This window comes from Cryobacterium sp. AP23 (genome assembly GCF_054075385.1).
Map to the genome: position 1 here is coordinate 1,676,383 of NZ_CM133415.1, position 26,394 is coordinate 1,702,776.

Annotated in this window: 25 protein-coding genes and 1 tRNA gene; 10 read left to right on the forward strand and 16 right to left on the reverse strand. The window is 73.1% G+C overall.

Going from position 1 to position 26,394, the window contains the following annotated elements:
- Positions 1-25 precede the first annotated feature (25 nt).
- Positions 26-628, reverse strand: a complete 603-nt coding sequence (locus ACU5E9_RS07955) for a hypothetical protein (protein ID WP_456813082.1) — start codon at positions 626-628, stop codon at positions 26-28.
- A gap of 311 nt (positions 629-939) precedes the next feature.
- On the opposite strand from ACU5E9_RS07955, the gene ACU5E9_RS07960 reads away from it, so the two are divergent.
- Positions 940-1,812 carry a 4'-phosphopantetheinyl transferase family protein gene (locus ACU5E9_RS07960; protein ID WP_456813083.1) on the forward strand — a complete coding sequence of 291 codons (873 nt, stop codon included), beginning with the start codon at positions 940-942 and terminating at the stop codon, positions 1,810-1,812.
- Between the two features lie 153 nt (positions 1,813-1,965).
- On the opposite strand, the gene ACU5E9_RS07965 is transcribed toward ACU5E9_RS07960, so the two are convergent.
- The 3 genes from ACU5E9_RS07965 to ACU5E9_RS07975 all read right to left on the reverse strand — a co-directional run bounded on the left by ACU5E9_RS07965 (position 1,966) and on the right by ACU5E9_RS07975 (position 8,619).
- Entirely contained in the window at positions 1,966-3,318 is a 1,353-nt protein-coding gene (locus ACU5E9_RS07965; RefSeq protein ID WP_456813084.1) for a M1 family metallopeptidase, read from the reverse strand.
- Positions 3,319-3,324: 6 nt separating this feature from the next.
- Positions 3,325-7,383, reverse strand: a complete 4,059-nt coding sequence (locus tag ACU5E9_RS07970) for a Pls/PosA family non-ribosomal peptide synthetase (protein WP_456813513.1) — start codon at positions 7,381-7,383, stop codon at positions 3,325-3,327.
- A gap of 264 nt (positions 7,384-7,647) precedes the next feature.
- Positions 7,648-8,619, reverse strand: coding sequence for a DMT family transporter (locus ACU5E9_RS07975; protein ID WP_456813085.1), 972 nt, complete (start codon positions 8,617-8,619; stop codon positions 7,648-7,650).
- Here ACU5E9_RS07975 and ACU5E9_RS07980 point away from each other — a divergent pair.
- Positions 8,618-10,084, forward strand: coding sequence for an aminotransferase-like domain-containing protein (locus ACU5E9_RS07980; protein ID WP_456813086.1), 1,467 nt, complete (start codon positions 8,618-8,620; stop codon positions 10,082-10,084). The genes ACU5E9_RS07975 and ACU5E9_RS07980 overlap by 2 nt on opposite strands.
- Positions 10,085-10,204: 120 nt before the next feature.
- On the opposite strand, the gene ACU5E9_RS07985 is transcribed toward ACU5E9_RS07980, so the two are convergent.
- Positions 10,205-10,813, reverse strand: a complete 609-nt coding sequence (locus tag ACU5E9_RS07985; RefSeq protein WP_456813087.1) for a DUF4287 domain-containing protein — start codon at positions 10,811-10,813, stop codon at positions 10,205-10,207.
- 211 nt (positions 10,814-11,024) lie between these two features.
- On the opposite strand from ACU5E9_RS07985, the gene ACU5E9_RS07990 reads away from it, so the two are divergent.
- A complete protein-coding gene (locus tag ACU5E9_RS07990) occupies positions 11,025-11,333 on the forward strand; it encodes a hypothetical protein (RefSeq protein WP_456813088.1) in 309 nt (102 codons plus the stop codon).
- A gap of 149 nt (positions 11,334-11,482) precedes the next feature.
- Entirely contained in the window at positions 11,483-11,689 is a 207-nt protein-coding gene (locus tag ACU5E9_RS07995) for a hypothetical protein (RefSeq protein ID WP_456813089.1), read from the forward strand.
- Between the two features lie 24 nt (positions 11,690-11,713).
- Here the strand turns inward: ACU5E9_RS07995 and ACU5E9_RS08000 are convergent, their stop codons facing one another.
- From ACU5E9_RS08000 to ACU5E9_RS08010, 3 genes are all read right to left on the reverse strand, one after another.
- Complete coding sequence (locus tag ACU5E9_RS08000) at positions 11,714-11,917, reverse strand: hypothetical protein (RefSeq protein WP_456813090.1); 204 nt, start codon at positions 11,915-11,917, stop codon at positions 11,714-11,716.
- Positions 11,918-12,019: 102 nt separating this feature from the next.
- Positions 12,020-12,679: a response regulator transcription factor gene (locus ACU5E9_RS08005; RefSeq protein WP_456813091.1), complete on the reverse strand. Its 660-nt coding sequence runs from the start codon at positions 12,677-12,679 to the stop codon at positions 12,020-12,022.
- On the reverse strand, positions 12,676-13,860 hold the full coding sequence (locus tag ACU5E9_RS08010; protein WP_456813092.1) for a sensor histidine kinase: 1,185 nt from the start codon (positions 13,858-13,860) through the stop codon (positions 12,676-12,678). The genes ACU5E9_RS08005 and ACU5E9_RS08010 overlap by 4 nt, the downstream gene beginning before the upstream one ends.
- On the opposite strand from ACU5E9_RS08010, the gene ACU5E9_RS08015 reads away from it, so the two are divergent.
- Positions 13,861-14,283: a hypothetical protein gene (locus tag ACU5E9_RS08015; RefSeq protein WP_456813093.1), complete on the forward strand. Its 423-nt coding sequence runs from the start codon at positions 13,861-13,863 to the stop codon at positions 14,281-14,283.
- A 41-nt stretch (positions 14,284-14,324) separates the two neighbouring features.
- Positions 14,325-14,927 carry a hypothetical protein gene (locus ACU5E9_RS08020; protein WP_456813094.1) on the forward strand — a complete coding sequence of 201 codons (603 nt, stop codon included), beginning with the start codon at positions 14,325-14,327 and terminating at the stop codon, positions 14,925-14,927.
- Here the strand turns inward: ACU5E9_RS08020 and ACU5E9_RS08025 are convergent.
- From ACU5E9_RS08025 to ACU5E9_RS08040, 4 genes are read right to left on the reverse strand one after another with little or no spacing between them, the layout of a single operon-like run.
- A complete protein-coding gene (locus ACU5E9_RS08025) occupies positions 14,920-15,783 on the reverse strand; it encodes an ABC transporter ATP-binding protein (protein WP_456813095.1) in 864 nt (287 codons plus the stop codon). The two genes, ACU5E9_RS08020 and ACU5E9_RS08025, sit on opposite strands and share 8 nt — an antisense overlap.
- Positions 15,783-16,829 carry a FecCD family ABC transporter permease gene (locus tag ACU5E9_RS08030; protein ID WP_456813096.1) on the reverse strand — a complete coding sequence of 349 codons (1,047 nt, stop codon included), beginning with the start codon at positions 16,827-16,829 and terminating at the stop codon, positions 15,783-15,785. The genes ACU5E9_RS08025 and ACU5E9_RS08030 overlap by 1 nt, the downstream gene beginning before the upstream one ends.
- On the reverse strand, positions 16,826-17,905 hold the full coding sequence (locus ACU5E9_RS08035; protein WP_456813097.1) for a FecCD family ABC transporter permease: 1,080 nt from the start codon (positions 17,903-17,905) through the stop codon (positions 16,826-16,828). The genes ACU5E9_RS08030 and ACU5E9_RS08035 overlap by 4 nt, the downstream gene beginning before the upstream one ends.
- Positions 17,906-17,955: 50 nt before the next feature.
- A complete protein-coding gene (locus ACU5E9_RS08040) occupies positions 17,956-18,933 on the reverse strand; it encodes an ABC transporter substrate-binding protein (RefSeq protein ID WP_456813098.1) in 978 nt (325 codons plus the stop codon).
- 124 nt (positions 18,934-19,057) lie between these two features.
- Between ACU5E9_RS08040 and ACU5E9_RS08045 the strand changes: the two genes are divergently transcribed.
- From ACU5E9_RS08045 to ACU5E9_RS08055, 3 genes are all read left to right on the forward strand, one after another.
- Positions 19,058-19,966: a hypothetical protein gene (locus tag ACU5E9_RS08045; RefSeq protein WP_456813099.1), complete on the forward strand. Its 909-nt coding sequence runs from the start codon at positions 19,058-19,060 to the stop codon at positions 19,964-19,966.
- Positions 19,967-20,005: 39 nt separating this feature from the next.
- On the forward strand, positions 20,006-21,871 hold the full coding sequence (locus ACU5E9_RS08050; protein WP_456813100.1) for a helicase HerA-like domain-containing protein: 1,866 nt from the start codon (positions 20,006-20,008) through the stop codon (positions 21,869-21,871).
- 166 nt (positions 21,872-22,037) lie between these two features.
- Positions 22,038-22,979: a S1C family serine protease gene (locus ACU5E9_RS08055; protein ID WP_456813101.1), complete on the forward strand. Its 942-nt coding sequence runs from the start codon at positions 22,038-22,040 to the stop codon at positions 22,977-22,979.
- 24 nt (positions 22,980-23,003) lie between these two features.
- Here ACU5E9_RS08055 and ACU5E9_RS08060 read toward each other — a convergent pair whose 3' ends face one another.
- Positions 23,004-23,276, reverse strand: a complete 273-nt coding sequence (locus ACU5E9_RS08060) for a DUF2277 domain-containing protein (protein WP_456813102.1) — start codon at positions 23,274-23,276, stop codon at positions 23,004-23,006.
- Between the two features lie 406 nt (positions 23,277-23,682).
- On the opposite strand from ACU5E9_RS08060, the gene ACU5E9_RS08065 reads away from it, so the two are divergent.
- Positions 23,683-23,952 (forward strand): hypothetical protein, encoded by a 270-nt coding sequence (locus ACU5E9_RS08065; protein WP_456813103.1) that lies wholly within the window; start codon positions 23,683-23,685, stop codon positions 23,950-23,952.
- A 121-nt stretch (positions 23,953-24,073) separates the two neighbouring features.
- Here ACU5E9_RS08065 and ACU5E9_RS08070 read toward each other — a convergent pair whose 3' ends face one another.
- The 3 genes from ACU5E9_RS08070 to ACU5E9_RS08080 all read right to left on the reverse strand — a co-directional run bounded on the left by ACU5E9_RS08070 (position 24,074) and on the right by ACU5E9_RS08080 (position 26,358).
- Complete coding sequence (locus tag ACU5E9_RS08070; protein ID WP_456813104.1) at positions 24,074-25,057, reverse strand: Gfo/Idh/MocA family protein; 984 nt, start codon at positions 25,055-25,057, stop codon at positions 24,074-24,076.
- A gap of 39 nt (positions 25,058-25,096) precedes the next feature.
- Positions 25,097-25,171, reverse strand: a tRNA-Arg gene (locus tag ACU5E9_RS08075).
- Positions 25,172-25,296: 125 nt separating this feature from the next.
- Positions 25,297-26,358, reverse strand: coding sequence for a CHAP domain-containing protein (locus tag ACU5E9_RS08080; protein WP_456813105.1), 1,062 nt, complete (start codon positions 26,356-26,358; stop codon positions 25,297-25,299).
- Between the last annotated feature and the right edge of the window lie 36 nt (positions 26,359-26,394).

The window sequence follows — 26,394 nt, forward strand, 5'->3', positions numbered from 1 at the left end:
GGGCGGGCCGGCGGACACGGCGAGCTCAGTGGCGCTGCGGGCCCTCGTGCTTGCGGTAGGTGGGGCTGAACGCGAGCAGGATCAGGCCCGCTCCGAGCACCGCCTGGCCGATATTCGTAACGGGGATCAGCGAGATGGCCCCGCCGAGGGCGATGAGCACCGCGGGGAGGACCCGGTACACACGGGCGCGCAGCATGGCGGTGCCGAGCAGGATCCAGCCGACCCCGAACACGGCGGCGGTCAACAGCAGGCCGAAGGAGTAGGAACCGGGCCGGGCGGTGCCGTCGATGAGGTCGGGGGCGAGACGGCCCAGGGTGGGATAGAGGAAGGCCTCCGCCCAGAACAGGCCGCTGATCAGGATGGTGCCGGTTCCGGCGACGATCGCGGCCGAGAACCCGAAGGGGCCGATCTGCCGGGCGCGGCGTTCGTAGATGGCCACCAGCGCCAGGATGAGCAGCAGCGCGCCGCCCAGCAGTGCCACGGAGCGCACCGCGTAGAGCGGGGTCTGCACGATCTCGCTGGCCGGGTCGGCGCTGAGGCGCAGCACCTGGTCGAGGACTCCGCCGAGGAGGAACACGCAACCGGCGGCGAGGGTCGAGGGCTTCGCGACGCCTTCGAATCTCTTCACGACAACCTCACCTACTGCGCTGCAGCGTCGGCTCCCGCACGCCGGTGGGGTGGGTGGGGCCGATTGGTTCGATTCTCGCACCCGCCGTTCCGCCCGACAAGAGCGGATGGGCGCGGTCAGTTGCCAGTTGACGCCCGTTGCCTCCCGCTCAATGGGCCCCAACTGGCGTCTCACCCGGCGACGCTCCCGCGAGATGCCAGTTGGTGCCGTATCCCGCCGCCGGAAGGGGCCGGAAGTGGCCACTCACATCCGCCCGGCATCGGCCGGCATCCGCAGGGTGGGCGGGTGCCGGGTGCGGTTAGGGTGATGGCGTGCCCGATGCTCCCCTCCCCTCCGACGACCCGGTGCGCACCGCCGCGACCAGCGCCCGCGCTGCCAGGGCCGGCCACCCCGGCGGCGACCCGGCGGACACCGAACCGGCGGGTATCGACCTGGCCGGCACGGACCTGGCCGGCACGGTGGTCGTGCTGCTCGCCGGGCAGGCGCCGATGAAGGCCGGCGACCACCGGCTGCTGGCCGCGCTGGTGGGCCGGGTGACCGGCGCGGATGCCGCATCCGTGACGGTCAGCCAGGAGTGCCCCAGTTGTGGGGAGCCCGGCCACGGACCGCTCCGGGTACTCGTCGGAACGGCCGCGCCGTCCCCCGCCGTGCACGTGAGCCTCGCCCGGGCCGGCGGGCTGGTGGCCCTGGCCGTCACCGGGGCCGGTCCGGTGGGCATCGACCTGGAGTCGGTGGCGGCCCTTCGCCGCGCGCCGGTCGGAGACGCGCTGGTGTCCGCAGCCGAAGCCCTGGCCCTGGCCGGCCTCGGCGCATCCGAGGCGGAGGCGGCGACGGGCGTCCTCTGGACCAGCAAGGAGGCCGTTCTGAAGGCCGCCGGCGTGGGTCTGCGGGTCGATCCGCGCGACCTCACCATCGCTCTCCCGGCGCCGGACAGCATGCCGGCGGGAGGCTCAGCCGACCGGGCCGCCGACTCCAGCGCCAGCCGCAGCGACGTTGGCGACTCCGGCCCCAGTGCCAGGCCCCGCGTCCGTTGGCCGGTGGTGGCCGAGTGGCCCGCGGCGCCGTTCCCGCTCGACGCCGTACACCTGCATCCGCTGACCGCGCCGCCCGGAACCGTCGGGACCGTCGCGGTCGTCTGCGCCGCCCGTCCGGCACTGGTGGTCCTGCCGGCCCCGCTCAGCTGACCCCCGTTCGACTTGCCGCAAAATCCCCCATCACGGCACGCCAAGGGGCACTCTGGATGAACTCGCAAACGATCCCCTTAACGAGTTGCCGCAAAATCCCCCTTCGCGGCCTGCCAAGGGGCGTTTTGGGCGAACTCGGGTGCGAGGGTTGCGTCAGGCCGGCGCCGGGGGCGCGGCGGCCAGCCGTGGCAGGCTCTTGCTCGACACCCAGCGGGCCACGATCTTGTCGGCCACGCGGGTGCCGGAGGCGGCATCGAAGCAGCCGAGCAGGTCCTCCGGGGTGACGTTTCCGTGCCGGTGCGTGCGGGTGTAGGCGCGCAGCGCGGTGAAGAACGCTTCGTCGCCGATCGCCTGCCGCACCGCGTGCAGGGCCAGCGCCCCGCGCTTGTAGACCCGGTCGTCGAACATCGCCTGCGGTCCGGGGTCGCCCACGACGAGGTTCTTGGGCAGCGTGTCGAGTTCCGCCCGGTGCAGCAGGGCATTCGCATGCGCGCTGAGTCCGCCGCTGGCCTCCGACCAGATCCATTCGGAGTAGCAGGCGAAGCCCTCGTGCAGCCAGATGTCGGCCCAGCGGCTGAGGGTGAGACTGTTGCCGAACCACTGGTGGGCCAGCTCGTGCGCGATCAGCCGGTCGCTACCGTGCAGCCCGTCGACGTGGTTGCGGCCGAAGACGGCGATGCCGTGCGCCTCCAACGGGATCTCGAGGTCGTCATCCGTCACGATCACCGAGTAGGCGGGGAACGGGTACGGGCCGAAGGCCTGGCTGAACACGGCGATCATGTCGCCGAGCCGGGCGAAGTCCACGGCCACCTGGCGGGACAGCGTGGGCGGGAAGAACAGGCTGTGCGCCACCGGCGCTGCCGCGATGTCGTGCCGGCGGTAACGGCCGATCTGCACGCTGGCCAGGTACGCGGCCATCGGCTCCGCGACGTCGAAGGTCCAGGAGGTGCGGCCGGAGCGGGTGCTCCTGGCCACGACCGGGCCGTTGCTCACCACCGTATACGGCGCCTCGCAGGTGACCTGGATGCGGAAGGTCGCCTTGTCGCTGGGGTGGTCGTTGCAGGGGAACCACGACGGTGCGCCGCTCGGCTGGCCGGCGACGAGCACCCCGTCGGTGAGTTCCTCCCAGCCCACCTCACCCCAGTGGCTGCGTACCGGGCGCGGCGCCCCGCGGTAGCGCACCGACACCTCGAACGTCTCCCCCGCGGCGAGCGGCACCGCGAGGGTGAGGGTGAGCTTGCGGGCCGAGTGCACCGTCTTCGCCGGCGCGACGCCGGCAACGGTGACCTTCTCCACGGTCAGGCCGGCCAGGTCCAGGCTGAACCGGTCCAGCCGGGTGAGGGCGCGCGCCCGGATCACGGCGGTGGCGGTCAACCGGTTGGTGGCCACCCGGTAGTCCAGGTTCAGGTCGTAGTGGTCGACGCTGTAACCGCCGTTGCCGCTGGCGGGCAGGTAGGGATCGCCCGCGGACGCGGACCCGAACACGGCGGTGGAAGGCTGCAACATAAGGGGTCAAGTCTTCCACGGCGGCCGGTGCCACGGCGCAATCGGGTTGCCGGACCACAGCGAATCGGTGGGAACCCGCTCGCCGCGCATCACCAGCGAGCCCGGTCCCACGGTGGCGTTGGCGTCGATCCGCGCCGCCGGCAGGATGACGCTGTTCGGTCCGAGGGTGCCGCCGGCGCCGATCAGCACGGTGTCCAGCTGCATGATCCGGTCGTGGAACAGGTGCGTCTGCACGACACAGCCGCGGTTGACGCTGCTGCCGGCCTCCAGGGTGACGAGGTCGGCTTCGGGCAGCCAGTAGGACTCGCACCACACCCCCCGGCCGATCCGGGCTCCCAGCGACCGCAGCCACAGCGCCAGTGCGGGCGTGCCTGCGGCGTTCTGCGCGAACCACGGCCGGGCGACCATCTCCACGAAGGTGTCCGACACCTCGTTGCGCCAGATGAACGATGACCAGAGCGGATGCTCCATCGCCTTGATCCGCCCCACCAGCAGCCACTTGGCGGCGGTGGTCAGCCCGGCGGCGACCACGCCGGCGATCATGAGCACGACGGCCGACAGCAGCAACGCCACCCACGGTCCCGCCCACAGCCACAGCGCCGCCAGGGCGCCGAGCACCCCGAGCGCGATCCAGGCGGACACGAACACCGGCACCAGGCGCAGCACCTCCCAGAGCGACCGGGCCAGCCGCAGCCGGGCCGGCGGGTGGAAGGTGCGGGCCTCGTCGATGTCGGTGACCCGGCGGCGGAGGCGTGTGGGCGGGTTGCCCAGCCAGGACGAGCCGCGTTTGGCCTTCCGCGGGGTGGAGGAGAGCACGGCGACGAGGCCGTCGCGCGGCACGGTGCGGCCGGGGCCGGCGATGCCGCTGTTGCCCAGGAACGCCCGGCGGCCGATCTTGGCGCGGCCGATGCGCATCCAGCCGCCGCCGAGTTCGTAGCAGGCGACCATGGTGTCGTCGGCGAGGAATGCGCCCGGTGCGATGGTGGTGAGGGAGGGCACGAGCAGCACGGTGGAGGCTTCGACGCCCGGGCCGACCCTGGCGCCGAGCAGCCGCAGCCAGACCGGGGTGAGCAGGCTGGCGTAGAGCGGGAAGAGCAGGGTGCGGGCGCCGTCGAGCAGTCGTTCGGTCATCCAGACCTGCCAGCCCACCCGGCTGCGCACCGCGTGGTGCCCCTCGGACAGGGCGAGGCCGAGCAGCCGCACCGCGCCGACGACGGCACCGGCGTAGACGAGTCCGGCCGCGAGCACGGCCAGCGGCACGGCGGCGGCGGCACGCGTCAGGGCGGCGCCCAGGGTGCCGGCGTCGCCGATGACCAGGCCCACGATCACGAGGCCCACGAGCACGGCGGCGGCGGGGATGGCGGTGAGCGCGAGCGACCCGGCGCCGTAGCCGAGCAGCCAGCGGCGCTTGTTCGCCGGCCGTTCGGCGGGCCAGGCGTGCCGGGCGGAGCCGACCCTGGCGGCGGGTGATCCGGCCCAGCGTTCACCGGCGGGCACGCGGCCGGAGATGGCGGAGCCGGGTTCGATCTCGCTGCCGGCACCGATCTTCGCGCCGCCGAGTACCGTGCTGCGCGAGCCGATCACGGCGTCGGCGCCGATCTTCACCTGGCCGAGCCGCAGGGTGTCGCCGTCGAGCCAGTAGCCGGCCAGGTCCACCTCGGGTTCGATGGCGGCGCGGGCGCCGATCGTGAGCATCCCGGTGACCGGCGGCACGGAGTGCAGGTCGACGCCGGGTTCGATGCGGGCGCCGAGCGCGCGGGCGTAGTAGCTGATCCAGGGCGCCCCGGCCAGGCTGGCGGCGTCGACGAAGTGGGCCACCTGTTCGGCCAGCCAGAGGCGCAGGTGCACCGAGCCGCCGCGCGGGTAGGCGCCCGGTTTCACGCCGCGCAGCAGCAGCCGGGCGGAGGCGACAGAGATCGCCATCTTGCCCAACGGCGTGACCAGCAGGATGAATCCGGCCAGCACCCACCACCACGACACCGTCGGGGCGAAGGATGCGCCGGCGGCGGCGAGGACGTTGTTGGCCGCCATCAGGTAGACCAGCCAGCGGGCACCCACGAGCAGGTGCAGGGGCACGCCCAGCAGGCTCTGCACCAGCCCTGACCTCGCCGGGGTGGGCAGCACCTGCCGGCTGCGGCGGGCCACGGGCGGGATGCGGCTGTCGAGTTCGTCGGCCAGCGAGCCGATGCGGGGGTGGTCGTAGATGTCGCTGATCCGGGTGTCGGGGTAGCGCTCGCGGATCGCGGAGACGAACTGCGCGGCGGAGAGCGACCCGCCGCCGTAGGCGAAGAAGTCGCTGTCGCCGTCGACGACGGGCACGCCGAGGATCGCAGCCCAGTGCCCGGCGAGCCAGGCGGCCGTGCCGTTGAGGGCATCCGCGCCGCCGCTGTCGCCGCCGGCCAGGCTCGGCAGCGGCCAGGGCAGGGCGCCGCGGTCGACCTTGCCGGAGGTGCGGGTGGGGATGGTGTCGACGACGGTGAGCAGCGGCACGAGCGCGGCGGGCAGCGCGGTGCGGAGCGCGTCGGAGGCGGCGGGAAGGTCGAACCCGGTGGCTGCCGTGTCGGTGAGGGCGAGGTAGCCCACCAGCACCTGGTTGCCGGCCGGGGTGGTCTGCACCACGGCGGCGGCACCGGCCACGCCGGGCAGGGCCTGCATGGCGGCGTCGATCTCGCCGAGTTCGATGCGCCGGCCGCCGAGCTTGATCTGGTCGTCGGCGCGGCCCACGAACACGAGCCCGGCCGGGTCGAACCGCACGAGGTCGCCGCTGCGGTAGGCGCGCTGCCAGCCGAGGCCGGCGTGCGGGGCGTATTTCACCGCATCCTGGGCGGGGTCGAGGTAGCGGGCCAGGCCCACGCCGCCGATGATGAGTTCGCCGGTTTCGCCGGCGGCCACCCGCTGCCCGGCCGGGTCGACCACGGCGAGCCGCCAGCCGTCCAGCGGCAGGCCGATGCGCACCGGGTCGCTGCCGTCGAGCAGGGCGCCGCAGGCCACGACGGTGGCCTCGGTGGGGCCGTACGTGTTCCAGACCTCGCGGCCGCGGGCGCTGATGCGGGCGGCCAGCTCGGGCGGGCAGGCCTCACCGCCGAAGATCACCAGGCGCACGTTCTCCAGCGCCTCCTCGGGCCAGAGCCCGGCGAGGGTGGGCACGGTGGAGACCACGGTGATGCCGTGCGCGATCAGCCAGGGGCCGAGGTCGGCGCCGCTGCGCACCAGGGAGCGGGGAGCGGGCACCAGGCAGGCGCCGTTCCGCCAGGCCAGCCACATCTCCTCGCAGGAGGCGTCGAATGCCACCGACAGCCCGGCCAGCACCCGGTCGCCGGGGATGATGGGGTCGCTGGCCAGGAACAGGCCGGCCTCGGCGTCGACGAACGCGGCCGCGGAGCGGTGCGTGACGGCAACGCCCTTGGGCACGCCGGTGGAGCCGGAGGTGAAGATGATCCAGGCGTCGTCGTCGGGGCTCGGCATCGGCTCGGCCCAGTGGGCGAGCGAGGGGTCCTCCTCGGGCGGCAGCGGGCGTTCGGCCAGCACCCCGGCGTCCAGGCCGGCGCGCACGGCGAAGACCCCGCCGGCGCCGATGACACCCACCACGGCGGCCTCGCCGAACACCAGCCGGGCGCGTTCCTCCGGGTCGTCGGCGTCGACGGGCACGTAGGCGGCGCCCACCCGCAGGGTCGCGAGGATGGAGAGGTAGAGCTCGCGGGTGCCGGACGGGATGCGGATCCCCACGGTGTCGCCGCGGCGCACACCGGCCCGGCTCAGCTGGGCGGCCTGGTCGTTGACCAGGCGCACCAGCCGGCGGTAGCTCAGCGCTCCGGCCGCGTCTTCGAGCGCGAGCGCGGTGGGGTACTCCTCGGCGGTGGCGAGCAGGATGTCGACCAGGGTGCGCTCCGGGTGCACCAGGCCGCCGGCATCCAGCACACCCTGCTCATGCCCGGGTGCGGTCGCACTGCCCGGCGCCGGGGCGGATGCGGCCGCTGCAGCGGTTGCCGCTGCAGCGGTTGCCGCTGCCGTGGTGACGGTCTCGGCGAGGGAATCGACGGAGCGCTTGCTGGGCTCTGGGTGGATCGGGGTCACGCACGCTCCTGTCCGGTTTCGCGACAAACCGCGACGGCGCCAGCGTAGAACCATTAGGTAACCAGCGGGTGAACGCGCGTCACACCCCGCCATTCTCCCCCTCCCCCGCTCGCCCGTCCCCCTCCCGCGCTGCGCCGTGCACAACTCCTGCAGAATTCGGCACGCCGCCGCTGCGGCCGCAGGATTCCGTGGGCGGGCCGACCCCGGCCGGACGAATTGCAGGAGTTATGCATCACCCGATGGTTGTGGGCCCGGTCAGCGGATGCGGGCGCGCACGGCGGTGGCCGCGCAGAGGATCACGGCGAGGGCGCCGACCAGCACGATCAGGTCCAGCCGCTCGCCGAGGAGCAGGGTTGCCCAGACGATCGTGAGCACCGGTTGCACGAGCTGGATCTGGCTCACCCGGGCGATCGGCCCGATGGCCAGGCCCCGGTACCAGGCGAAGAAGCCGAGGAACATGCTCACCCCGGCGAGGTAGGCGAACGCGAGCCAGGCCGGCGCATCCGCTTCGGGCCGGCCGGCGCCGAGCCCGACCAGCATGAGGGGCAGCATCACCGGCAGCGCCACGATCAACGCCCAGCAGATGGTCTGCCAGGAGCCGAGCTCGCGGGAGAGCAGCGCGCCCTCGCCGTAGCCGATCGCCGCGAGCGCCACCGCGCCCACCAGGAGCAGGTCGGCCGGGTGCAGGCTGCTCAGGCCGCCGGCGGTGAGCGCCACGAAGCCGATCACGGCGGCCACGCCGAGGCCGCTGGCCAGCCAGAACCGCATGGACGGCCGTTCCCTCGCCCGCAGCACCGCGACCACGGCCGTGGCGGCGGGCAGTAACCCGATCACGACGGCGCCGTGTGCGGCCGGCACGGTCTGCAGCGCGAACGAGGTGAGGATCGGGAACCCCGCGATGACGCCGGCGCCCACCACGGCCAGCCGCAGCCACTGCCGCCCGCGCGGAAACCGCTGGCGCAACACCGCGAGCACGACGATCGCGAGCACGCCGGCCACCACGGCCCGCCCGGCGCCGACGAAGAGCGGGTCGAGCTGCGCCACGGCCACGCGGGTCAGCGGCAGGGTGAAGGAGAACGCCAGCACGCCGAGCAGGCCGAAGACCAGGCCGGCGGCGGCCGAGCCGTGCGGAGTGCCCGCCGAGGCTCGTGCGACCGCCGGAGCGACGGCAGCCGGGCCGGATAGCGCTGGCGGCGGCGTAGCGATAGCGCTATTCTGTATTTTCATGGAAGAGGATAGCACCCGAGCCAACGCCACGTCCACCGGCCCGACCGGCCTGACCGGCGCGGTCGACGGCGAATCCGCCCACCTCGCCATCGAACGCCGGCTGCGCGACCTTGTCGCCTCCCGGCCGGTCGGGGAACGGTTGCCCTCCACCCGCGCCCTGGTGCTCGAACACGCCGCCAGCCCGCTTACCGTGCAGCGCGCCCTGCAACGGCTGGTGCTCGAGGGCCTCGTGGAAACCCGGCCGGGCGCGGGCAGCTTCGTGGCCCGGCCGCACGCCGTGCACCGCGCCGATTTCGGCTGGCAGACCACCGCCCTCGGCGCCGCCCGCACCGGCGCTGACGCCATCGGCACCGCCATGGCGAGCGCCGGGCCCGGCGTGATCGCCCTGCACTCCGGCTACCCCGCCGAGGATCTGCTGCCCACCCGGTTGGTGCGGAGCGCCCTGGTCCGGGCAGCGCGCACCGGCACGGCCGTCGAGCGTGCGCCCATCTCCGGGCTGCCGGAGTTACGCAGCTGGTTCGCGGCGGAGCTCGCCCCGGCCGGCGCATCCGCAGCGGCCCCACCGGCCGCCGATGACGTGGTCATCACCCCGGGTGGACAGAGCGCCCTGTCGTCGATCTTCCGGGCGCTGGCGGTTCCCGGCGACGCGATCGTGATGGAATCGCCCACCTACTGGGGCGCCATGGCGGCCGCCCGGCAGGCGGGCCTGCGGATCGTGCCGATCGCCCGGGGCGCGGCGGCGCCCACCGCGGCCGACCTCGACGACGCCCTCGGCGCGAGCGGGGCGCGGCTGTTCTACGCCCAACCGCACTTCGCCAACCCCACCGGGGCGCTGTGGTCGAGCGCCGAGCGCAGCGCCATCAGCGCCGTCATCAAGGCGCGCGGGGTCTACCTGGTCGAGGACGACTGGGCGCACGACTTCGGTATCGAGGCCGACGTGGCCACGCTCGCCGCCGACGACGCGGATGGTCACATCGTCTATGTGCGGTCGCTCACCAAGAGCCTCTCCCCCGCGATCCGGGTGGCCGCCGTCGTGGCCCGCGGTCCCGCTCTAGTGCGCATCCAGGTGGACCGCACCGTTGACGACCTCTACGTGAGCGGGATCCTGCAGGCCGCCGCTGTCGACGTGCTCACCGACCCGGGCTGGCGCGGCCACCTCACCCGGTTGCGCGGGTCGCTGCGCGGCCGCCGTGACGAAATGGCCCGGCAGGTGCGCGGCCAGCTGGGCGCGGATGCGTTGGAGCTGGTGCCCCGCGGCGGGCTGAACCTCTGGGTGCGTACCATTGACGGGGTGGACGTGGCCGACCTGGCCCGGCGGAGCCGCGCGGAGGGTGTGCTCTTCTCCCCCGGCGGCGACTGGTTCCCGGCCGAACCCACCGGGTCCTTCTTCCGGCTCAACTACTCCCGCGCCCGCCCCGAGCTGTTCGAGGGCGCGGTGGCCACCCTCGCCCGCCTGCTGCCCTAGCCGCGCCCCACCCGGCCGCCGCTGAGCACAACTCCTGCTATTTTTCCCCGGCACCGCCGGCCGGCCCGGAAACACCGGGCACGCCGCATCCTCCGGCGAAAATTGCAGGAGTTATGCCGCTCAGGCGGAGAGTGCGGGTCCGGCGGTCTCGGCGGCTAGGGCTACCGCATCCAGCCACGCGCCCCAGAAGGCCTTCCACCGTTCGCCCTCGTCGAACCCCGGCAGCTTGTCGTGGGTCACACCCACCCGCAACCGGCCGTCGGGCACCGGGTCGGTCGACACCAGCAGCGAACCCAGCGGGGCGCCGGCAACGGATGCCGCGAAGCGCAGCGCCTTGGCCGCCGGCTTGGACCGCAACACGGTGTCGATGCCGGGGAACACGTCGGCGCGGCAGAGTTCGTCCAGCAGGGCCGCGCGCAGCGGCTCCGCCGGCAGGGCCAGCACCCGGGTGCGGCTCACGCTGAAGGTGCCGTCGGGCATCTGGCCGGGCAGCCGCAGGCCGGCGATGCGTTCGTAGCCCACGGTGACGCCCTGCGCCCACCAGCCCGTCAGGCCGTGTTCGGCGTGCACCCAGGCGGCGATGGCGGTGTGCCCGGCGTCCCGGCCGGGGCCGGCCGCGATCAGGTCGGCCCACTCGTCCCAGCCGTGCCCGGTGTTCTCCAGGATCTTCGCGTCGGACTGGATCGGGTCGGCGGCCCATGCCGCCGGCCGGGTCCCGGCGGACGCCACCGCGGGGGGGGGGGGGGGGGGGGGGGGGGGGCCGGTGCCGACGCGATCGGGGCGACGGCCCCGGCCGCCGCCAGCTGGTCACGGATGCGGCGGCTGAAGGTGTCGTGGCTGATCATCGCTTTTTTCGGGTCGGGCGGCGCTGCCGCACAGGCGTGCAGCAACCGGGAGTTCAGGTTATTCCCTACAATCGAGAGCAGGGGAGAAAATGCGGATGCGAAACAAGAAGAACGACGACGAACCACGGGACGAGTTCGACCGGATCATGATTCCGGAGTTCATCGCCCGGCCGTTCGAGCGCCTCGGCGGCCGACCGCTGCCCGCCGCGCCCGCCGGCCGCGCCGAACCGTCCGGCGCCCGTTCGACCGAATCACGCTCCCCCGACGACCTCGACGACCCGGATGCCGCCCCCGCCGACGACGAGCAGCCGCCGCCCCGCGCCTGGTGGGCCGGCTACCGCGGCAAACTGCTCCTCTACGGCGCGGGCACCCTGGTGATGGTCTTCCTGCAGTCCCGCGGCTGACCTCGAGCTGACTCCCGGCGCACAACCTACGCCGAACGCAGTAGGCGGGTTCATCCGTCCGGAGGATGCTCCCGGGCGGCCCGGCCGCGACCATGGAATCACCGACCTCGCTCGAGCGCTCGGGTGCCGCTCGGCCGAGAGGATTCCAGATGACCACCATCCTGCGCACCATTCCCGCCCACCGGGCGCTCCGCCCCATCGTCATGACGGCAACCGTCGTGGCCGTGCCCGCCGGGGCGCACGGACCGGCGGACCTGCCCGTCACCGTCGACCGCGCTCCCGCGCACTCCCGCGACAGCATCGCCCTCTGGGCGGCGCAGACCGCCCAGACCGCCCAGGCCGGCCACGCCGCCTGAGCGACACGGGCGCCAAGCCGGCGCTCAGCCGCCGAGAAGCAGCAGCAGCGTCTCGTAGGTCACGTAGGCCGGCCACACGATCGCCTGCAGCAGCCCGAGGATGACGCCCCAGAACGAGCCGTCCGAGACCGAGATGAAGTAGACCGCGGCCCCGATATAGGCCAGCAGGAAGAAGAACCCCCAGGAGCCGTCCCGCACGATCACGCGGCCCCGACCATCCGTCGCCATCAGATCCTCCGTCGTTCGTGTCGCCCGGTCAGCCCCACTGGCACACAGGCTAGTCGCGCTCCCCGCAACGCGTAACCTCCCGCGCCCCGCCGTCTGGCGGCGCTACGGGCGGATGCCGGCCTGCACGGCCAGGGACACCAGCTGGGCCCGGTTCTGGGTGCCGGACTTCATCATCGCCCGGTTGGCGTGGGTCTTCACGGTGAACGGGGAGACGAAGATCCGCGCGGCGATGTCGGCGTTGTCCAGGCCCTCGACGATCAGCGCCACCACCTCCCGCTCCCGCTGGGTGAGCCCGTCGAACCGGGCCACGGCGGCCGGGTCGCTCGGCGGTGTCACCGGCAGGGCGACGTGGTCCACCAGCGCGTTCATCGCGGCCGGGGACAGAGCGTGATCGCCGCCGGCCACGGCCAGGATCCCGTCGGTGAGCTCGGTCCGGCTGGCGCCCTTGCCGAGGAACCCGTCGGCCCCGGCACGGAGGGCGTTCAGCACGTACTCGTCCTGCTCGAAGGTGGTCAGGATCAGGATCCGCACGGTACCGGCGGGGTGCGCGGCGCGGATGCGGCGGGTGGTCTCCACCCCGTCGATCCCGGGCATGCGGATGTCCAGCAGCACCACATCCACCGCGGTGTACTCCAGCAGCCCGAGCGCCGCGAGGCCGTCGCCGACCTCCGCCACCACCGACAGGTCCGGATGCGCATCGATCATGGTGTGCAGGCCGGCCCGGATCATCTCCTGATCGTCGACGATCATCACCCGGATCATGCGTTCCCTCCGTTGGACGGCAAGGTCGCCGTCATCCAGAACAAGCTATGGTCGCTCTTCACCTCGACCCGGCCGCCGGTGGAGGCTGCCCGTTCCTGCATGCCGACGAGGCCGTGCCCGCCGCCCACCGCGGTCGGGTCGACCACGCCGGGGCGGTGCATGTTCACCACTTCGATGCCCACGGCCCCGTCGTCGTCGACGTCAACACGGAGGGAGATGACACCGGTGCCGTGCTTGTGCGCGTTGGTCAGGGCTTCCTGGGTGATGCGGTACGCGGCCGCGCTCACCTGCGGATCCAGCGGACGGGTCAGGTCGGGCAGGGTGGCCTCGATTTCGAGGCCGGCCAGTCGGTAGGACTCGACGAGTTCGGGAATCCGGCCGTGCTCGGGCGTCGGCGCCAGGAGGTCGGCGTCGCTGCCGACCCGTAGCACCCGCAGGATCTGCTGCGTCTCCCGCAGCACGGCCTTCACGCTGCGTTGCGCCGCGGCGAGGTCGGCCCGGCTGGCATCCGCTTCGGCCGGCAGGTGCACCTCGGCCGACCCCAGGTGCATGTTCACCACCGCGATCTCGTGGCCGATGCTGTCGTGCAGGTCCCGGGCGATGCGCAGCCGTTCCTCGGCGACGCTGCGGTCCACCGCGGCCTCGCGGGTGGCGATGGCGTCGGTGGTGCGGCGTTCCAGTTCCTGCCAGTACCGCCGGGACTCCCGCACCGCGCTGCCCGCCGCGGCGGTCGCGACGGCGGCGAAGGCGGCCACGGAGGTCTCCGGGTTCACGGTCGGGTCCACCGTGCCGGACACGAGCCACACCGACGCCAGGTTCGCCGCGGCGATGACGGCGCCGGTCAGCAACCCCGACAGGCCACGGAGCGCCAGGAGAAAAGCGGCGAAGCACGCGATCGTCCAGTTGGAGATCGGCGCCCAACCCAGCACGGCGGCGATGAGCGGGGCCGCGGCGACGAGGCCGAGGGCCAGGTAGGGGTACCGCCCGATCAGTCCGACACTCGCGGCGATCGTGAGGAGGGCGAGGACGCCGCCGAGCGGGAAACCGGCCTGGACGACCAGGACCGCCTCGACGAGGATCGCCACCACCATGATGACCGTCGTCACGGTCTCGAGGGCCGAGCCGCCCCGGGACCACAGCGGCGCGCGCGGGCCGCGGATCTGGTGGGTCTGGGGGGTCACGTGACCATCCTCCCAGCCGCGGACCGCCGCGCGTACTGCGGCTGGAGTAGTGCCGGACCGTCCGCCTGCACGACGGCGCCCGCCCGCCGCCCGGCCAGGATGGTGCACGAGCACCGTGGTGAAGCCGCGTTGACCACGATCGCGGCACTCGAGCGCTCCGTCGGCCGGGCGGCACTGGTCGTGTCCCTCACCGCCGGGATCCTCGGCTGCGCCTTCGTGGCCGGTTCGGTGTTCAGCCTGCAGGCCGGGCTGGTGCTCGTGTCGATCCCGCTCGGGGTGATCGGGGTGGCCGGCTGGACCGTCGGCTACCTCGGTCATTCCCGGGTGCAGGCGCGGCGCGGCCGGCGCGTCGCTCCGCTCCTCGAGGGGCAGTACGACCTCCTGCACCTCAGTGGCGAACAGGCCAGCCACCTGCTCTCCTGACGGGTGTCCGCGGGCGCAGGCTGGTTACGCGATAGTGAAGCATGCAGATTTACTCCGACTTCGCCGCGCACCGCTCCCGCCAGATCGCGGTCGACGTGTTCGCGATCGCCGCCATCGCTGCGTGGATCGCGCTGGGGGCGTTCGTCTACTCGCTGGTGATCGACCTTGCCCGGTTCGGTGTGCAGATGCAGTCCGCCGGGTCTGACTTCTCCAGCACGATGAGTGACATCGGCGACACCCTCGGTGGTGTTCCATTGATCGGCGGCGGCATCAGCGGGCCGTTCGACGCCGCCGGCGGAGTCGGCGAGAGCCTGGAGGCCGCCGGCCGCAGCCAGCAGGAGGCGGTGCTCAATCTCGCCGTCGGCCTGGGGTGGGGTATCGCCGTCGTTCCGGTCGCGACGATCCTGGTGTTCTGGCTCGTGCCCCGCCTGCGGTTCTCCCGCCGGGCGGGCACGACCCGCCGGCTGGTCATCACGGGGGTCACGGTGGACATGCTCGCGTTGCGTGCGCTGACGAACCAGAAGCTGACGGTGCTTGCCGCGGTCGACGCCGACCCCGTGTCCGCCTGGCGGCGGGGCGACCCCGAAGTGATGCGGGCCCTGGCCCAGCTCGAGCTCAAGGCCTCCGGGGTGCGCATCAGCTGACGCGCTGCCCCTGCGGTGTCGGTTGGCTCAGACCGGTCGGGATCACGATCGGCCGGCCGGTCTGCCGGTCGGTCAGGATGTCGGCTTCGATCCCGAACACCTCTGCCAGCACGGCGCCGGTGACGACCTCGGCGGGGGTCCCCGAGGTGATGATCCGGCCGTCCTTCATCGCCACGAGGTGGTCGGCGTGCTTGGCGGCGAGGCTGAGTTCGTGCAGCACCATCACCACGGTGACGCCGAGGGTCGCGTGCAGCTCCTCGACCAGGGCGAGCACCTCGAGCTGATGCGCCACATCGAGGAAGCTGGTCGGTTCGTCCAGCAGCAGCACGCCGGTGCGTTGGGCGACGGCCATCGCGATCCAGGCGCGTTGGCGTTGCCCGCCGGACAGGCTGTCCAGGGGCCGGTCGGCGAGGAGTTCGAGCCCGGTGGCGCGCAGGGTGTCGTGCACGAGGGATTCGTCGGCTCGGGACCACTGGTCGTACCAGCGCCGGTACGGGTCGCGGCCCCGGGAGACCAGGTCGGCCACGGTGAGGCCGTCGGGGGCGACCGGGGACTGCGGCAGAACGGCCACCCGGCGGGCATACTCCTTGGTGCGGATCCGGCCGATGTCGGTGCCGCCGAGCGAGATCCGGCCCCGGTCGGGTCGCACGAGGCCGGCGAGGGCGCGCAGCAGGGTGGACTTGCCGCAGCCGTTCGGGCCGATCACGGCCGTGATCCTGCCGGCCGGCAACACGGTGCTGACCGCGTCTACGGCGACCCGCTCGCCGTAGAGCACGCTCAACCCCTCGACGACGAATTCGTTCCCGGCGGGGCCGGTGGCGGCGCTGCTGGCCGGGTCGGTGGAGGGGTCGGTCATCAGGCGGAGGCCTTTCTGCCGCGCACGAGCAGCCAGAGCAGGAACGGGGCACCGACGGCGGCGGTGACCGCGCCGACGGGCAGGATGATCGGGGCGAGCAGGGTGCGGGCGACGAGGTCGCCGGCCACCACGAGGAGCGCCCCGATCACGGCGGAGGCGAGCAGCGGGGACGTCGGTGACCGGCTGGCCATCCGGGCGAGGTGCGGGGCGACCAGGGCGACGAACGCGACCGGGCCGGCGACCGCGGTGGCGGCGGAGACCATGACCACCGAGATCAGCAGCAGGCCGGTGACGACCGGCAGCGGGCGGAGCCCCAGGGACCGCGCAGTCTCCGGGCCGAGGGAGAGCGTGGCCAGGCGGGGTGCGAGCGGCACCAGGGCGACCAGGCCCAGGACGGTCACCGTTCCTGCGGCGGCGAGTTCGGGCCAGGAGCGGTTGTTGAGCGAGCCGGTGAGCCAGACGTTGGCGCGGGCGGCGTCGTCGATGCTCGCGGCGATCATCATCCAACTCACCAGCCCGCCGAAGAAGGCGGAGACGCCGACGCCGACCAGCAGCGGCTGCACACCGTTCGCGTCGACAACCCGGAGGATGAGCGCGACGACTCCGGCTGCCACCAGCCCGCCCAGCACGGCCGCGGCGGGCACCCCCACCGCGCGGAGCAGCCCGGCCGCCTGACCGCTGCTGCCGCCGAGCACGATCACGGCCACCGCTCCGGCGCTGGCTCCCGAGGTGATGCCGAGCAGGTCGGGGCTGGCCAGGGCGTTACGGGCGGTGGTCTGCACGATCGCGCCCGAGATCCCCAGTGCGGCTCCCACCACGAGCGCCAGCGCGGCCCGCGGCAGGCGGAGGTTGGTCACGATGAGCTCCTCCCCGGCGGTGCCGCCGCCGAGGAGCACCTGCAGCACCCGGGTCGGGGTGAGGCCGAGGTCGCCGATGCCCAGCGACACGATGGTGACGCCGACCGCGAGGACGAGAGCGGCCAGGGTCACGACCGCGGCGCGTGGCCGCACCCGCGCCGAGACCGGGCCGAACCGGAGCACGCTCACGAGGCGGCGCCCCGCGGGGCGGGCGCGCGGCCCCGCGAGCGGGCGGGCCGGCGGCGCCGCGCGGACCGGACCACGAGGATCAGGAATGCCGGGCCGCCGAGGACACCGAGGGTGATGCCGACGGGGATCTCGTTGGGCGCCACGACGACCCGGCCGATGATGTCGGCGACCAGCACCAGCAGGGCGCCCGCGGCCGCCGCGAGCGGCAGCAGCGCCCGCTGGTCGTCCCGGCAGAACCGGCGCACCAGGTGCGGGGCCACCAGCCCCACGAAGCCCAGCGAGCCGATGCACGCCACCGCCCCGCCGACCAGGAGCACAACCGCGGCGAGGCCGAGCATCCGGGTGCCGGCCACGTTGCGGCCGAGGCTCTGGGCGATGTCGGCGCCGAGGGCGAGCGCGTTGAGGGCGGGCGCCTGCACGAGGGCCAGCAGCAGGCCCAGCACCAGGAACGGCCACACCACCCCGAGCGCCTCGGCGCCCCGGCCGCCGGCGAGGGAGCCGACGGTCCAGAACCGGTAGACGTCGAGGGTGGCGGTGTCCAGCAGCAGGATGACCCCGGTCACGGCGCCGAGCAGGGCGGAGACCGCGGCGCCGGCCAGCACGAGCGACGCGGGGCCGGCATCCCGTCGCCGGGTGGCGACCGAACCGAACACGGCTACCAGCACCGTGCCCAGCAGTGCGCCCGCGAAGGCGAACCACAGGTAGCCCAGCGGCGTGGTGACGCCCAGCAGCGAGATCGCCAGCACCACGGCCAGCGCCGACCCGGCGGTGACGCCGAGCAGCCCAGGGTCGGCGAGCGGGTTGCGGGTGTGCGCCTGCACCAGCGCGCCGCCCACGGCCAGCGCGGCACCGCCGACGATGCCGAGCACGGTGCGCGGCACCCGCTGGCCGAGGATGATCGCGTGCGCCTCCTCACCCGCCGTGCCGGCGAGCGCGCCGAGTACCGTGGCCGGGTCGAACTGCCGGGTGCCCACGAAGATGCTCAGCGCCGCGGCCGCCGCGACGGCCAGCAACGCGAGCACGCCGACGACGAGCACCCGGCGGATGCTCGGCGCCCGGGTGCTCGTCGTGGTCATGCTAGTGCTGGTCAGAAGGTGCCTGTGGAGAGAGTTGGTGCGGGGGCGGGTTAGAAGGTGGCGTAGAGCGCTTCGACGACGTCGAGGGCGTGCATGGCCGTGATCGGGCCGCCCTCGTGCGTGGACTTGTCGGAACGCACGACGTGACCGGCGGCGACGGCGGGCAGCTGGGTCCAGAGCGGGTTGGCCTGAGTGGCGGCCCACTCGTCGGCCACGTTGACCAGGGCGATGATGCCGTCGGCGTCGCGGTGCGCATCCAGCAGCTGCTCCGGGCCGTACTCGACACCGTCGCCGGTCTCGATCGATTCGGCGAACGCGGCGCTCGGCTGGGCCCCGACATCCTGCAGCACGGTGGAGAGCAGGCGGTTGGGGCGCACCTGCGAGCCGTCGGCGTCGGTACCCAGCGGCACGACGAGCTTGATCGCTACCACGTCGGCGTAGGTGGTGGCGACCTCGGCGACGCGCGCCTCGTAGTCGGCGATGAGGGCTTCGGCGGTGTCGGTGGTGCCGGTGGCCTCACCGACCAGCAGCAGGTCGTCCTGCCAGGTGGAGACGTCCTGTTCGCCGATCGCGAGCACCGGCGCGATGGCGCTGAGCTCCTCGAAGATCGGTTCGACGTCGTCGGAGCGGCTGATGATCAGGCTCGGCGCTGCCGCAGCGATGGCCTCGATGTTGATCTCGTCGGCCAGGAACAGGCCGGTGGCGCCGGTGGCCTCAACGGCGGCGCGGGCATCCGCCAGCGGCGATTCCAGCTCCAGCGCGCCCTCCTCCTCGGTCGGGAAGCCGACGACAGGGAGGTCGAGGGCGAGGGCAATGTCGAGGTCCCGGCGGCCCTCGATCACGACGACGGAATCGATCTGTTCCGGCACGGTGACTTCACCGAGGATGGTGTCGACGGTGCGGCCGGCGGCGGTGTCGCTGTCGGCGGCCGCGCTGGTGCAGCCGGCGAGGAGGGCGATGGTGGCCGTTGAGGCGGCGAGAGCGGTCAGGAGACGGGTGGTGCGGGAATCCGCCGAGGTTCGGGACATAAGGGCAGCCTAACCTAATCTTTCGGCGGTGCTGTGCCGCTGTGTCGTCCCCGGCCGGCCGGGGCGCATCCGACACGACGCCGGAATGTTGGCGGCCGGCGCCGGTGCGGGCGAGGATGGTCCCATGGTGCTCACCCTTGCCGATGTCGCCCGGGAGCTCTACGGCTTGCAACCAGTGGACTTCACGGCCGCACGCAACACCCGGGCGCAAGAGCTGAAGGGCTCGGATGCCCTGCTCGCCAAGCAGGTCGCTGCGCTGCGGAAGCCCTCCCCCGCCGCCTGGCTGGTGAACCTCCTCGCCCGGGAGAACACCGACGACCTCTCCGCGCTCCTCGACCTCGGCGAGCGGATGCGCACCGCGCAGGAGCAGCTCGACCGCGAGGCGCTCCGGAGCCTCGGCGGCGAGCGCCGGGGCGCCGTCGCCGCGCTCGCCCGGGCCGGCGCCGACCTCGCCGCCGAACTCGGCCATCCGCCCACCGCGGCCGTGCTCGGCGAGGTCGAACAGACCCTGCAGGCCGGGACGTCGGATCCGGCGGCGGCGACCGCGGTCGCCAGCGGGATGCTGGTCAAGGCGCTGCGCTCCGTAGGGTACGAACCCGTCGACCTGGCCGGGGCCGTCGCGGTGCCGGACCCGGAGTCCTGGCCCGTTCGGGCAAGCGCCGGCGCATCCGGCACCTCCACACCACCGGACCCGGTGCACCTCGCCGACGTCCGCCGGCGCAAGGAGGCCCGACGGGACGCGGACCGCCTGGAGCGCGAGGCCGAGGCCGCTACCGAGGAACTCGACGCCCTGGAGCGTCGGGCCCATCGGCTCGAGCTGCGCCGGGCCAGCCTCGAAGCGGAGATCGCGGAGCTTCGTGACCAGCTGGACACTGCAGAGGCGGCCCTCGCGGCCGTCACCGACGACGACAGCGCCCTGGCCGACGACCGGGCAAGGGCCGAGGCCGCGGTGGCGGACGCCAGGGGCCGCGCCCGGGACGCCAGGGACGCCGCCGACGCGCTCGACACCGCCGACCGATCCCGCCCGTCGTAGGCCCCGCGCCCGTCGCAGGGCGGCGGCTAGGATACCGCCATGACTCCCAGCGATGCAGTCGATGCGGTTAGCCAGCTCAAGGCGAAAGCGGATGCGGCCAGGGCCGCGGCAGCCCGCGCCCAGGCCGACGCGGCGGACGCGGAGGCCCAGCTGCGTCAGGCGGAGCAGGACGCGCAGGCGGCCTCCGCTGCCGCCGCAGAAGCCCCTGCACCCGACGCTGCGCCGGCCACAGCCGAAGCAGCAGCCGAACCGTTCGCCCCGCCCGCCGGTCCCCTGGATGACGGCCAGGTCGCGGCGATCCGGTCCGGCTACGCGTTCGACGGGCCGGCGCTGGAACTGGGCGCCCTCGTCAACGGCGACGCACGCCCCGACGTGCAGGTCCGCATCCCGCTGGCCATGACCAACCGGCACGGCCTCGTCGCCGGCGCGACCGGCACCGGCAAGACCAAGACCCTGCAGGTGCTCGCCGAGCAGTTGTCGGCGCACGGTGTGCCGGTGTTCGCCGCGGACATCAAGGGCGACCTGTCCGGCATCGCCACCGCCGGCACCTCCAGCGAGAAGCTGCTCGCCCGCACGACGGCCCTCGGCCAGGATTGGGCCGGCGCCGCGTCGCCCACCGAGTTCTTCTCCCTCGGCGGCATCGGCCACGGCATCCCGATCCGGGCGACGGTGGCGGGGTTCGGTCCACTGCTGCTCAGCAAGGTGCTCGGGCTCAACGACACCCAGGAGTCCAGCCTCGGCCTGGTGTTCCACTACGCCGACGAGGCCGGTCTGCCGTTGCTCGACCTCACCGACCTGCGCGCGGTGCTTGGCTACCTGATCAGCGACGCCGGCAAGGCCGAACTCACCGGCCTTGGCGGGCTGTCCAGCGCCACCGTCGGGGTCATCCTGCGGGAACTGATCACCTTCGCCGATCAGGGCGCCGACGTCTTCTTCGGTGAGCCCGAGATCGACACCGCCGAGTTCCTCTCCGTCACCGCCGACGGCCGCGGGCTGGTCAGCCTGCTCGAAGTGCCCGGCGTGCAGGACCGGCCGGCGCTGTACTCCACCTTCCTGATGTGGCTGCTCGCCGACCTGTTCAACGACCTGCCGGAGGTGGGCGACCTCGACAAGCCCAAGCTGGTGTTCTTCTTCGACGAGGCGCATCTGCTGTTCCGGGACGCGTCCAAGGACTTCCTGGCCGCGATCACCCAGACCGTGCGGCTCATCCGCTCGAAGGGGGTGGGCATCTTCTTCGTCACCCAGACGCCGAAGGACGTGCCCGGTGACGTGCTCGCCCAGCTCGGCTCCCGGGTGCAGCACCAGCTGCGGGCGTTCACCCCGGATGACGCCAAGGCGTTGCGGGCGACGGTGTCGACGTTCCCCACCTCCGGTTACGACCTCGCGGAGGTGCTCACCGGGCTCGGCATCGGCGAGGCCGTGGTCACGGTCATGAACGAGAAGGGTGCGCCCAGCCCCGTGGCCTGGACCCGGCTGCGGGCCCCGCTGGGGTCGATGGCGCCCACGCCGGCCGAGCAGATCGAGGCCACGATCGCGGCGTCACCGCTGCTGGCACGCTACGGAGCGGCGGTCGACCGGGACTCCGCCCGGGAGATGCTGGCCACCCGGTTGGAGGCGGCCACCCGGGTCGCCGAAGCCGAACAGCGGGCGGTCGAACAGGCCAAGGCCGACGCCGAACTCGCCAAGCAGCAGGCCTCAGCGGATGCGCAACAGGCCAAGGCCCAGAAGAAGGCGCAGGCCGACTACGAACGGCTCCGGCGACAGGCCGATACCGGGTCCCGCACCCGCACTCGTGCCCGGCCGCAGAAGACGGTGCTCGAGGAAGTGCTGGGCTCCCCCGCCACGAAAACCATCCTCACCGGCATCGTCACGGGCATCTTCGGCACCCGCCGCCGGCGCCGCTGACCCGCGGCACGAGTTCCTCCCGGCGGCACCAGTTCGTCCCCGCGGCACGCGTAGCAACCCGTGCCGTCGCACTCGACGCGGGCCGCGAGACCCCGCGGTGACGCGCCCGTCTGCTGGCAGCGAACGGGGCTCACAACCGGCGTCGACGGACGTACGCTCTGGTGCCATGAACGATGTTCCGGAGAAGGATGACGACGGGCTCCTCGACGCCTACTCGCGTACCGTCATGGCGGTGGCCGCCGGCGTACTGCCGAGCGTGGCCAGCGTCACCGTGCAGAGCCGCCGCGGCCAGGGCGCGGGCAGCGCGAGCGTGATCACGCCCGACGGCTTCCTCCTCACCAGCGCCCACGTGGTCGACGGGGCCGAGAGCGCCGACGTCGGGTTCGCCGACGGCACCAGCACCCGGGTGGATGTGGTCGGCCGCGACCCGCTCTCCGACCTCGCCGTGCTGCACGCCCGCGGGGCCACGCCGCATCCGGTGCCGCTCGGCGACGCCGCGAAACTCCGCGTCGGCCAGGTGGTGGTGGCGCTCGGCAACCCGCTCGGGCTGGCCGGCAGCGTCACCGCCGGCATCGTGTCGGCGCTCGGCCGCTCCCTGCCGACCCGGTCCGGCCGGGTCATCGACGAGGTGATCCAGACCGACGCCGCCCTCAACCCGGGCAACAGCGGCGGTGTCCTCGCCGACAGTTCCGGCCGGATGGTGGGCGTGAACACCGCCCTGGCCGGCATCGGGGTCGGCATGGCCGTGCCGATCAACGCGACCACCCGGGAGATCATCACCGCGCTGATGACCACCGGGCGGATGCGCCGCGCCTGGCTGGGCATCGCCGGCGCGCAGGTGCCGCTGCCGCCGGCGCTCGCGGCCCGGATCGGCTCCCCCACCGGGCTGCAGGTCGCCGGGGTGTCCCCGGGCAGCCCAGCCGCCGAGGCGGGGTTGCTGCGTGGTGACATCGTGGTGGAGCTCGCCGGTCAGCCGGTCGTCACCGCCACGGCCGTGCAGCAGCTGATGGTGGAGACCGCCATCGACAAACCCGTCGAGATCACGGTGTGGCGGAACGGCGCACTGGTCGACGCGATCACCGTGCCGCGGGAACTGCAGGACTCCTGACCCGCGCCCGCCGAGGCGCTGCGCTCAGGCTGCCGCGAACCGTTTGGCCGAGCGCTCCTTGGCCTTCTCCGCCTCCACCTCGCGGTTCTTCGGCGGAGCGGACGTGACCAGGTCCTCCAGCAGGTGCCTGGAGATGTGGGCGATTTCCTCGACCGCACGGTTGAAGGCCTCTTCATTGGCCTTCGACGGTTTGGTGGATCCGCTGATCTTGCGCACGAACTGCAGCGACGCCGCGTACACCTCATCGTCGGTGGCGGCCGGTTCGAAATTGTGAAGCTGATGAATGTTCCGACACATATTTCGAGGGTACCCAGCCCGTCCCCTCCGCGGAACAGGCAAAATTGGGGTCTTGCGCACCGACTGTGATCCCCACTACGGTGATGCCTACGCCACAGACGAAAGGAGCCCAGCGTGATTACTCAGAAGATTGCATTCGCATTCCGCACCGCCGCCGGCTTCGTCGGCGTCTTCACCGCCTGATCGGCCAGTAGGTAACCCACCGGTCCAGACGGTGGTGACGCTCTCGAAGCCCGACCAGGCCGCATCCGCACTCGTGTGCTCGCGACCGGTGTCATTCACCCCGTAAGCGCGCGCGTCCCGCGCGTCGCTTTCTCGCCGCCTCCGCGGCCATCTCTCATTCGGCGACCCCGGCCGCGCCTTCTGGTGCGCCCGGTTTCGCGACCATGTCAAAGGAATCACCACCATGAATACCCAACTGGCGCCCACTCCGGGCCGTCACGACCACCCACCCCAACCCGAGCGCGGCCCCGAGGCGCACCCCGTGCGCCGCGTCGGCGTGCTCGACCGCGCCGCGATGCACCTCGGCGTGGCACTCATCCACTGGGGCCGCCGGCCCGTGAAGGCACGGCGCCGCAACCGACCCGTCTTCGCCCCGGAGACGATCGAGGCCCGCCGCGAACTGGACCGGGTCAGGGACCAGTACCTGGTCCTCAAGCTCACCCAGTTCCGGTGACCCTCGCCCAGCCGCGCCGAAGCGCGGGTGTGGCGCCGTTTCGCGGGTGGCGCGCCGCCCGCGAAACGGCGCGGCACCCGCGTGCCGCGCCGACCGACCGGTGCCGACCGGGCGGCAGCGTTTAGCCGTCGAGGCCGGCGCGCCACTCCTCGAGCAGGCGCACCACGGTGCGGCTGTGCTCCCACGGCACCTCGGGCGCTTCGGTGCGCCCCTCCGCGAGGGCCAGTGACACGGCATCGGCCTCCGCGGCGAACGGGTCCACGGTCGGTAGCTCGATCTCGATGTCGCGGCCGTCCGCGTGCAGGATGAAGGAGTCCGCCGACGCATCCCGGCCGCCGAACGCGTTGGGCAGTTCGAGGGTCGCGTTGCCGCCGGTGACCGAGCCGGAGCGCGGCAGCTCCACGGTGATGGCGCAGGCCACAGCGGCGGTGAAGCCCGCAGCCGTGATCGTCGCGCGGGCCTGCTCGTCGACGCCGGTGTCCCCGATGGTGCCCGTGACACCGGTCACGGTGAGCTCGGCGAGGTCGAGGCCCGCGGCCGCGGCCAGGCCGACGGCCAGCGCGACGGGGTAGCCGCCGACGTCGAGGATCGCGCCTCCGGCCAGCTCAGGGTCGAACAGGCGCCCGGTTCGCTGCCCGGCGGCGAATCCGAACGACGCCTCCAGGTGCAGCGGTCCGACCAGCTTGGGATCGGCGACGGCGGAGTCCAAGGCCCGGGCGAACGGTCCGAACCGGTGCTTGTACGCCTCCACGAACGGCAGCCCGGCCGCCTCGGCCCGCTGCAGGATCTGCTCCAGTCCGGCGGCCGTCATGGTGACCGGCTTCTCGCACAGGACGGCCTTGCCGGCGTCCAGCGCCGCGATGGCCAGCTGCGCGTGGGTGGTGTTCACGGTCGCGATGTAGACGGCGTCGACGTCGTCCCGGGCGAGAATCTCCTCGTAGATCCCGGTGACCTCCGCGCCATGCTCGGCGGCGAAGGCGGCCGCCCGGGCGGGATTAGTGCTGCCGACGGCGTGCAGCACGCCATGCGCCGAGCCGGGTAACGCCCGCGCGAACCAGCCGCCGATATCGCCCGGTCCCAGGATCGCCCACCGCGTAGTCTTCATCCCTCGACGCTACCAACCCGCGCGGCCGATCGCGGCCAGTGGTGCCCCTGGAGGGACTCGAACCCCCAACCCTTTCCTTAGGACGGAACTGCTCTTCCATTGAGCTACAGAGGCTGACCGGGAAAGTTTAGCCGCAATCCGGTCCACGGGGCGCCGAGTTGCCCCCATGCGGTCGAGCTGCCCCGGCGCACCGGGGCAAGTCGTCCGGAACGGGGCAGGTCGCGGAGGACCGGGACCGACTAGGTCGGCGGGTAGAGGAAGAGCTTGACCTCGCTGATCGGGATCGTGCGCGTGTGGTACGCGTGCGAACCCATCCAGTTGTACTCCTCGAGCACGACGGTGCCGTCGCCGGGCACCGACTGCACGTAGGCCACGTGGTTGTAGCTGAAGGTGGCGACGGCGCCCACGACGGGGGTCTTGCCGGTCGGTCGGCCCTGGGCCGCCCAGTTGCCGGCCCAGGCGGAGCCGTTGCCGCCGCCGGGGGTCAGGTTGCCCCAAGTCCACTTCCACGGGCTGCCGGAGGCGCCGGCGTCGCGGTTCAGGCGCCACGCCACAAAGTCCACGCACTCGCGGTAGTAGTAACCGAGCGGGGAGAGCCCGCCGCCCTGCGATTCCGTCGCCGCACCCATCCACGGGTAGTCGTCGCCCTCGGCACGGATGCCGTACACGGCGAAGCCTGCGGCCGCGGCGGCCTTCTGGGCGAGCTCCGCCTGCAGGGCCGCCTCGGCCTCGTCAAGCTCGGCCTGGCTGGTGGCGCTGAAGCCGTCGGCGGAGATGGTCACGGCCGCGGCCGCGGCCGCCACGGTGACCCGCTGGGCCTCTTCGGCGGTCGCGCCGCTGACCACGGCAATGCTGCCCTGGGGTGCGAAGGCGTAGGAGGGCAGCGCAGTGGTGAGGAAGATCGCGGGGATCGCCACGAGGGTCAGGAGCTTCGCCATCGGTTTGCGGGCGGCCCGGATTCGACCGGTCGCGCGCGGCCGGGGAGCGACGGGCGGCGGCGTGGCGCGCGCGTAGGCGCGGGCGGGACGCACGGGAGCCCGGCGGGCCGGCGACGGCACGGCCGCGGGCTGTGCGGTTTCGACGACGACGGCCAGGACCTGGGCCGCGGAAACGATCTGCACCGGCGGCACAGGCACGGCTACCGACGACTCGGCTACCGACGACTCGGGTACCGATGACTCGGGTACCGGGGTCACGGATCCGGCGGCGAGCGCTTCGGCGTCGCGTCGTGCGCGCAGCTCGCGGCGCGTGGGAAGCGCGCCGTCGCCCTCGGGCGAGCCGGCTGGGCCGGAAAAAGTCACAGATATTCCTTTTGACGGCCAAAACCGGGAGGGGAC

Excerpts from the sequence above, each read along its gene's own strand:
- ACU5E9_RS07965 (WP_456813084.1), bottom strand. The coding sequence starts at position 3,318 with ATGTTGCAGCCTTCCACCGCCGTGTTCGGGTCCGCGTCCGCGGGCGAT.
- ACU5E9_RS07980 (WP_456813086.1), top strand. The coding sequence starts at position 8,618 with ATGGAAGAGGATAGCACCCGAGCCAACGCCACGTCCACCGGCCCGACC.
- ACU5E9_RS07975 (WP_456813085.1), bottom strand. The coding sequence starts at position 8,619 with ATGAAAATACAGAATAGCGCTATCGCTACGCCGCCGCCAGCGCTATCC.
- ACU5E9_RS07990 (WP_456813088.1), top strand. The coding sequence starts at position 11,025 with ATGCGAAACAAGAAGAACGACGACGAACCACGGGACGAGTTCGACCGG.
- ACU5E9_RS07995 (WP_456813089.1), top strand. The coding sequence starts at position 11,483 with ATGACCACCATCCTGCGCACCATTCCCGCCCACCGGGCGCTCCGCCCC.
- ACU5E9_RS08000 (WP_456813090.1), bottom strand. The coding sequence starts at position 11,917 with ATGGCGACGGATGGTCGGGGCCGCGTGATCGTGCGGGACGGCTCCTGG.
- ACU5E9_RS08005 (WP_456813091.1), bottom strand. The coding sequence starts at position 12,679 with ATGATCCGGGTGATGATCGTCGACGATCAGGAGATGATCCGGGCCGGC.
- ACU5E9_RS08020 (WP_456813094.1), top strand. The coding sequence starts at position 14,325 with ATGCAGATTTACTCCGACTTCGCCGCGCACCGCTCCCGCCAGATCGCG.
- ACU5E9_RS08025 (WP_456813095.1), bottom strand. The coding sequence starts at position 15,783 with ATGACCGACCCCTCCACCGACCCGGCCAGCAGCGCCGCCACCGGCCCC.
- ACU5E9_RS08035 (WP_456813097.1), bottom strand. The coding sequence starts at position 17,905 with ATGACCACGACGAGCACCCGGGCGCCGAGCATCCGCCGGGTGCTCGTC.
- ACU5E9_RS08040 (WP_456813098.1), bottom strand. The coding sequence starts at position 18,933 with ATGTCCCGAACCTCGGCGGATTCCCGCACCACCCGTCTCCTGACCGCT.
- ACU5E9_RS08045 (WP_456813099.1), top strand. The coding sequence starts at position 19,058 with ATGGTGCTCACCCTTGCCGATGTCGCCCGGGAGCTCTACGGCTTGCAA.
- ACU5E9_RS08050 (WP_456813100.1), top strand. The coding sequence starts at position 20,006 with ATGACTCCCAGCGATGCAGTCGATGCGGTTAGCCAGCTCAAGGCGAAA.
- ACU5E9_RS08055 (WP_456813101.1), top strand. The coding sequence starts at position 22,038 with ATGAACGATGTTCCGGAGAAGGATGACGACGGGCTCCTCGACGCCTAC.
- ACU5E9_RS08060 (WP_456813102.1), bottom strand. The coding sequence starts at position 23,276 with ATGTGTCGGAACATTCATCAGCTTCACAATTTCGAACCGGCCGCCACC.
- ACU5E9_RS08065 (WP_456813103.1), top strand. The coding sequence starts at position 23,683 with ATGAATACCCAACTGGCGCCCACTCCGGGCCGTCACGACCACCCACCC.
- ACU5E9_RS08070 (WP_456813104.1), bottom strand. The coding sequence starts at position 25,057 with ATGAAGACTACGCGGTGGGCGATCCTGGGACCGGGCGATATCGGCGGC.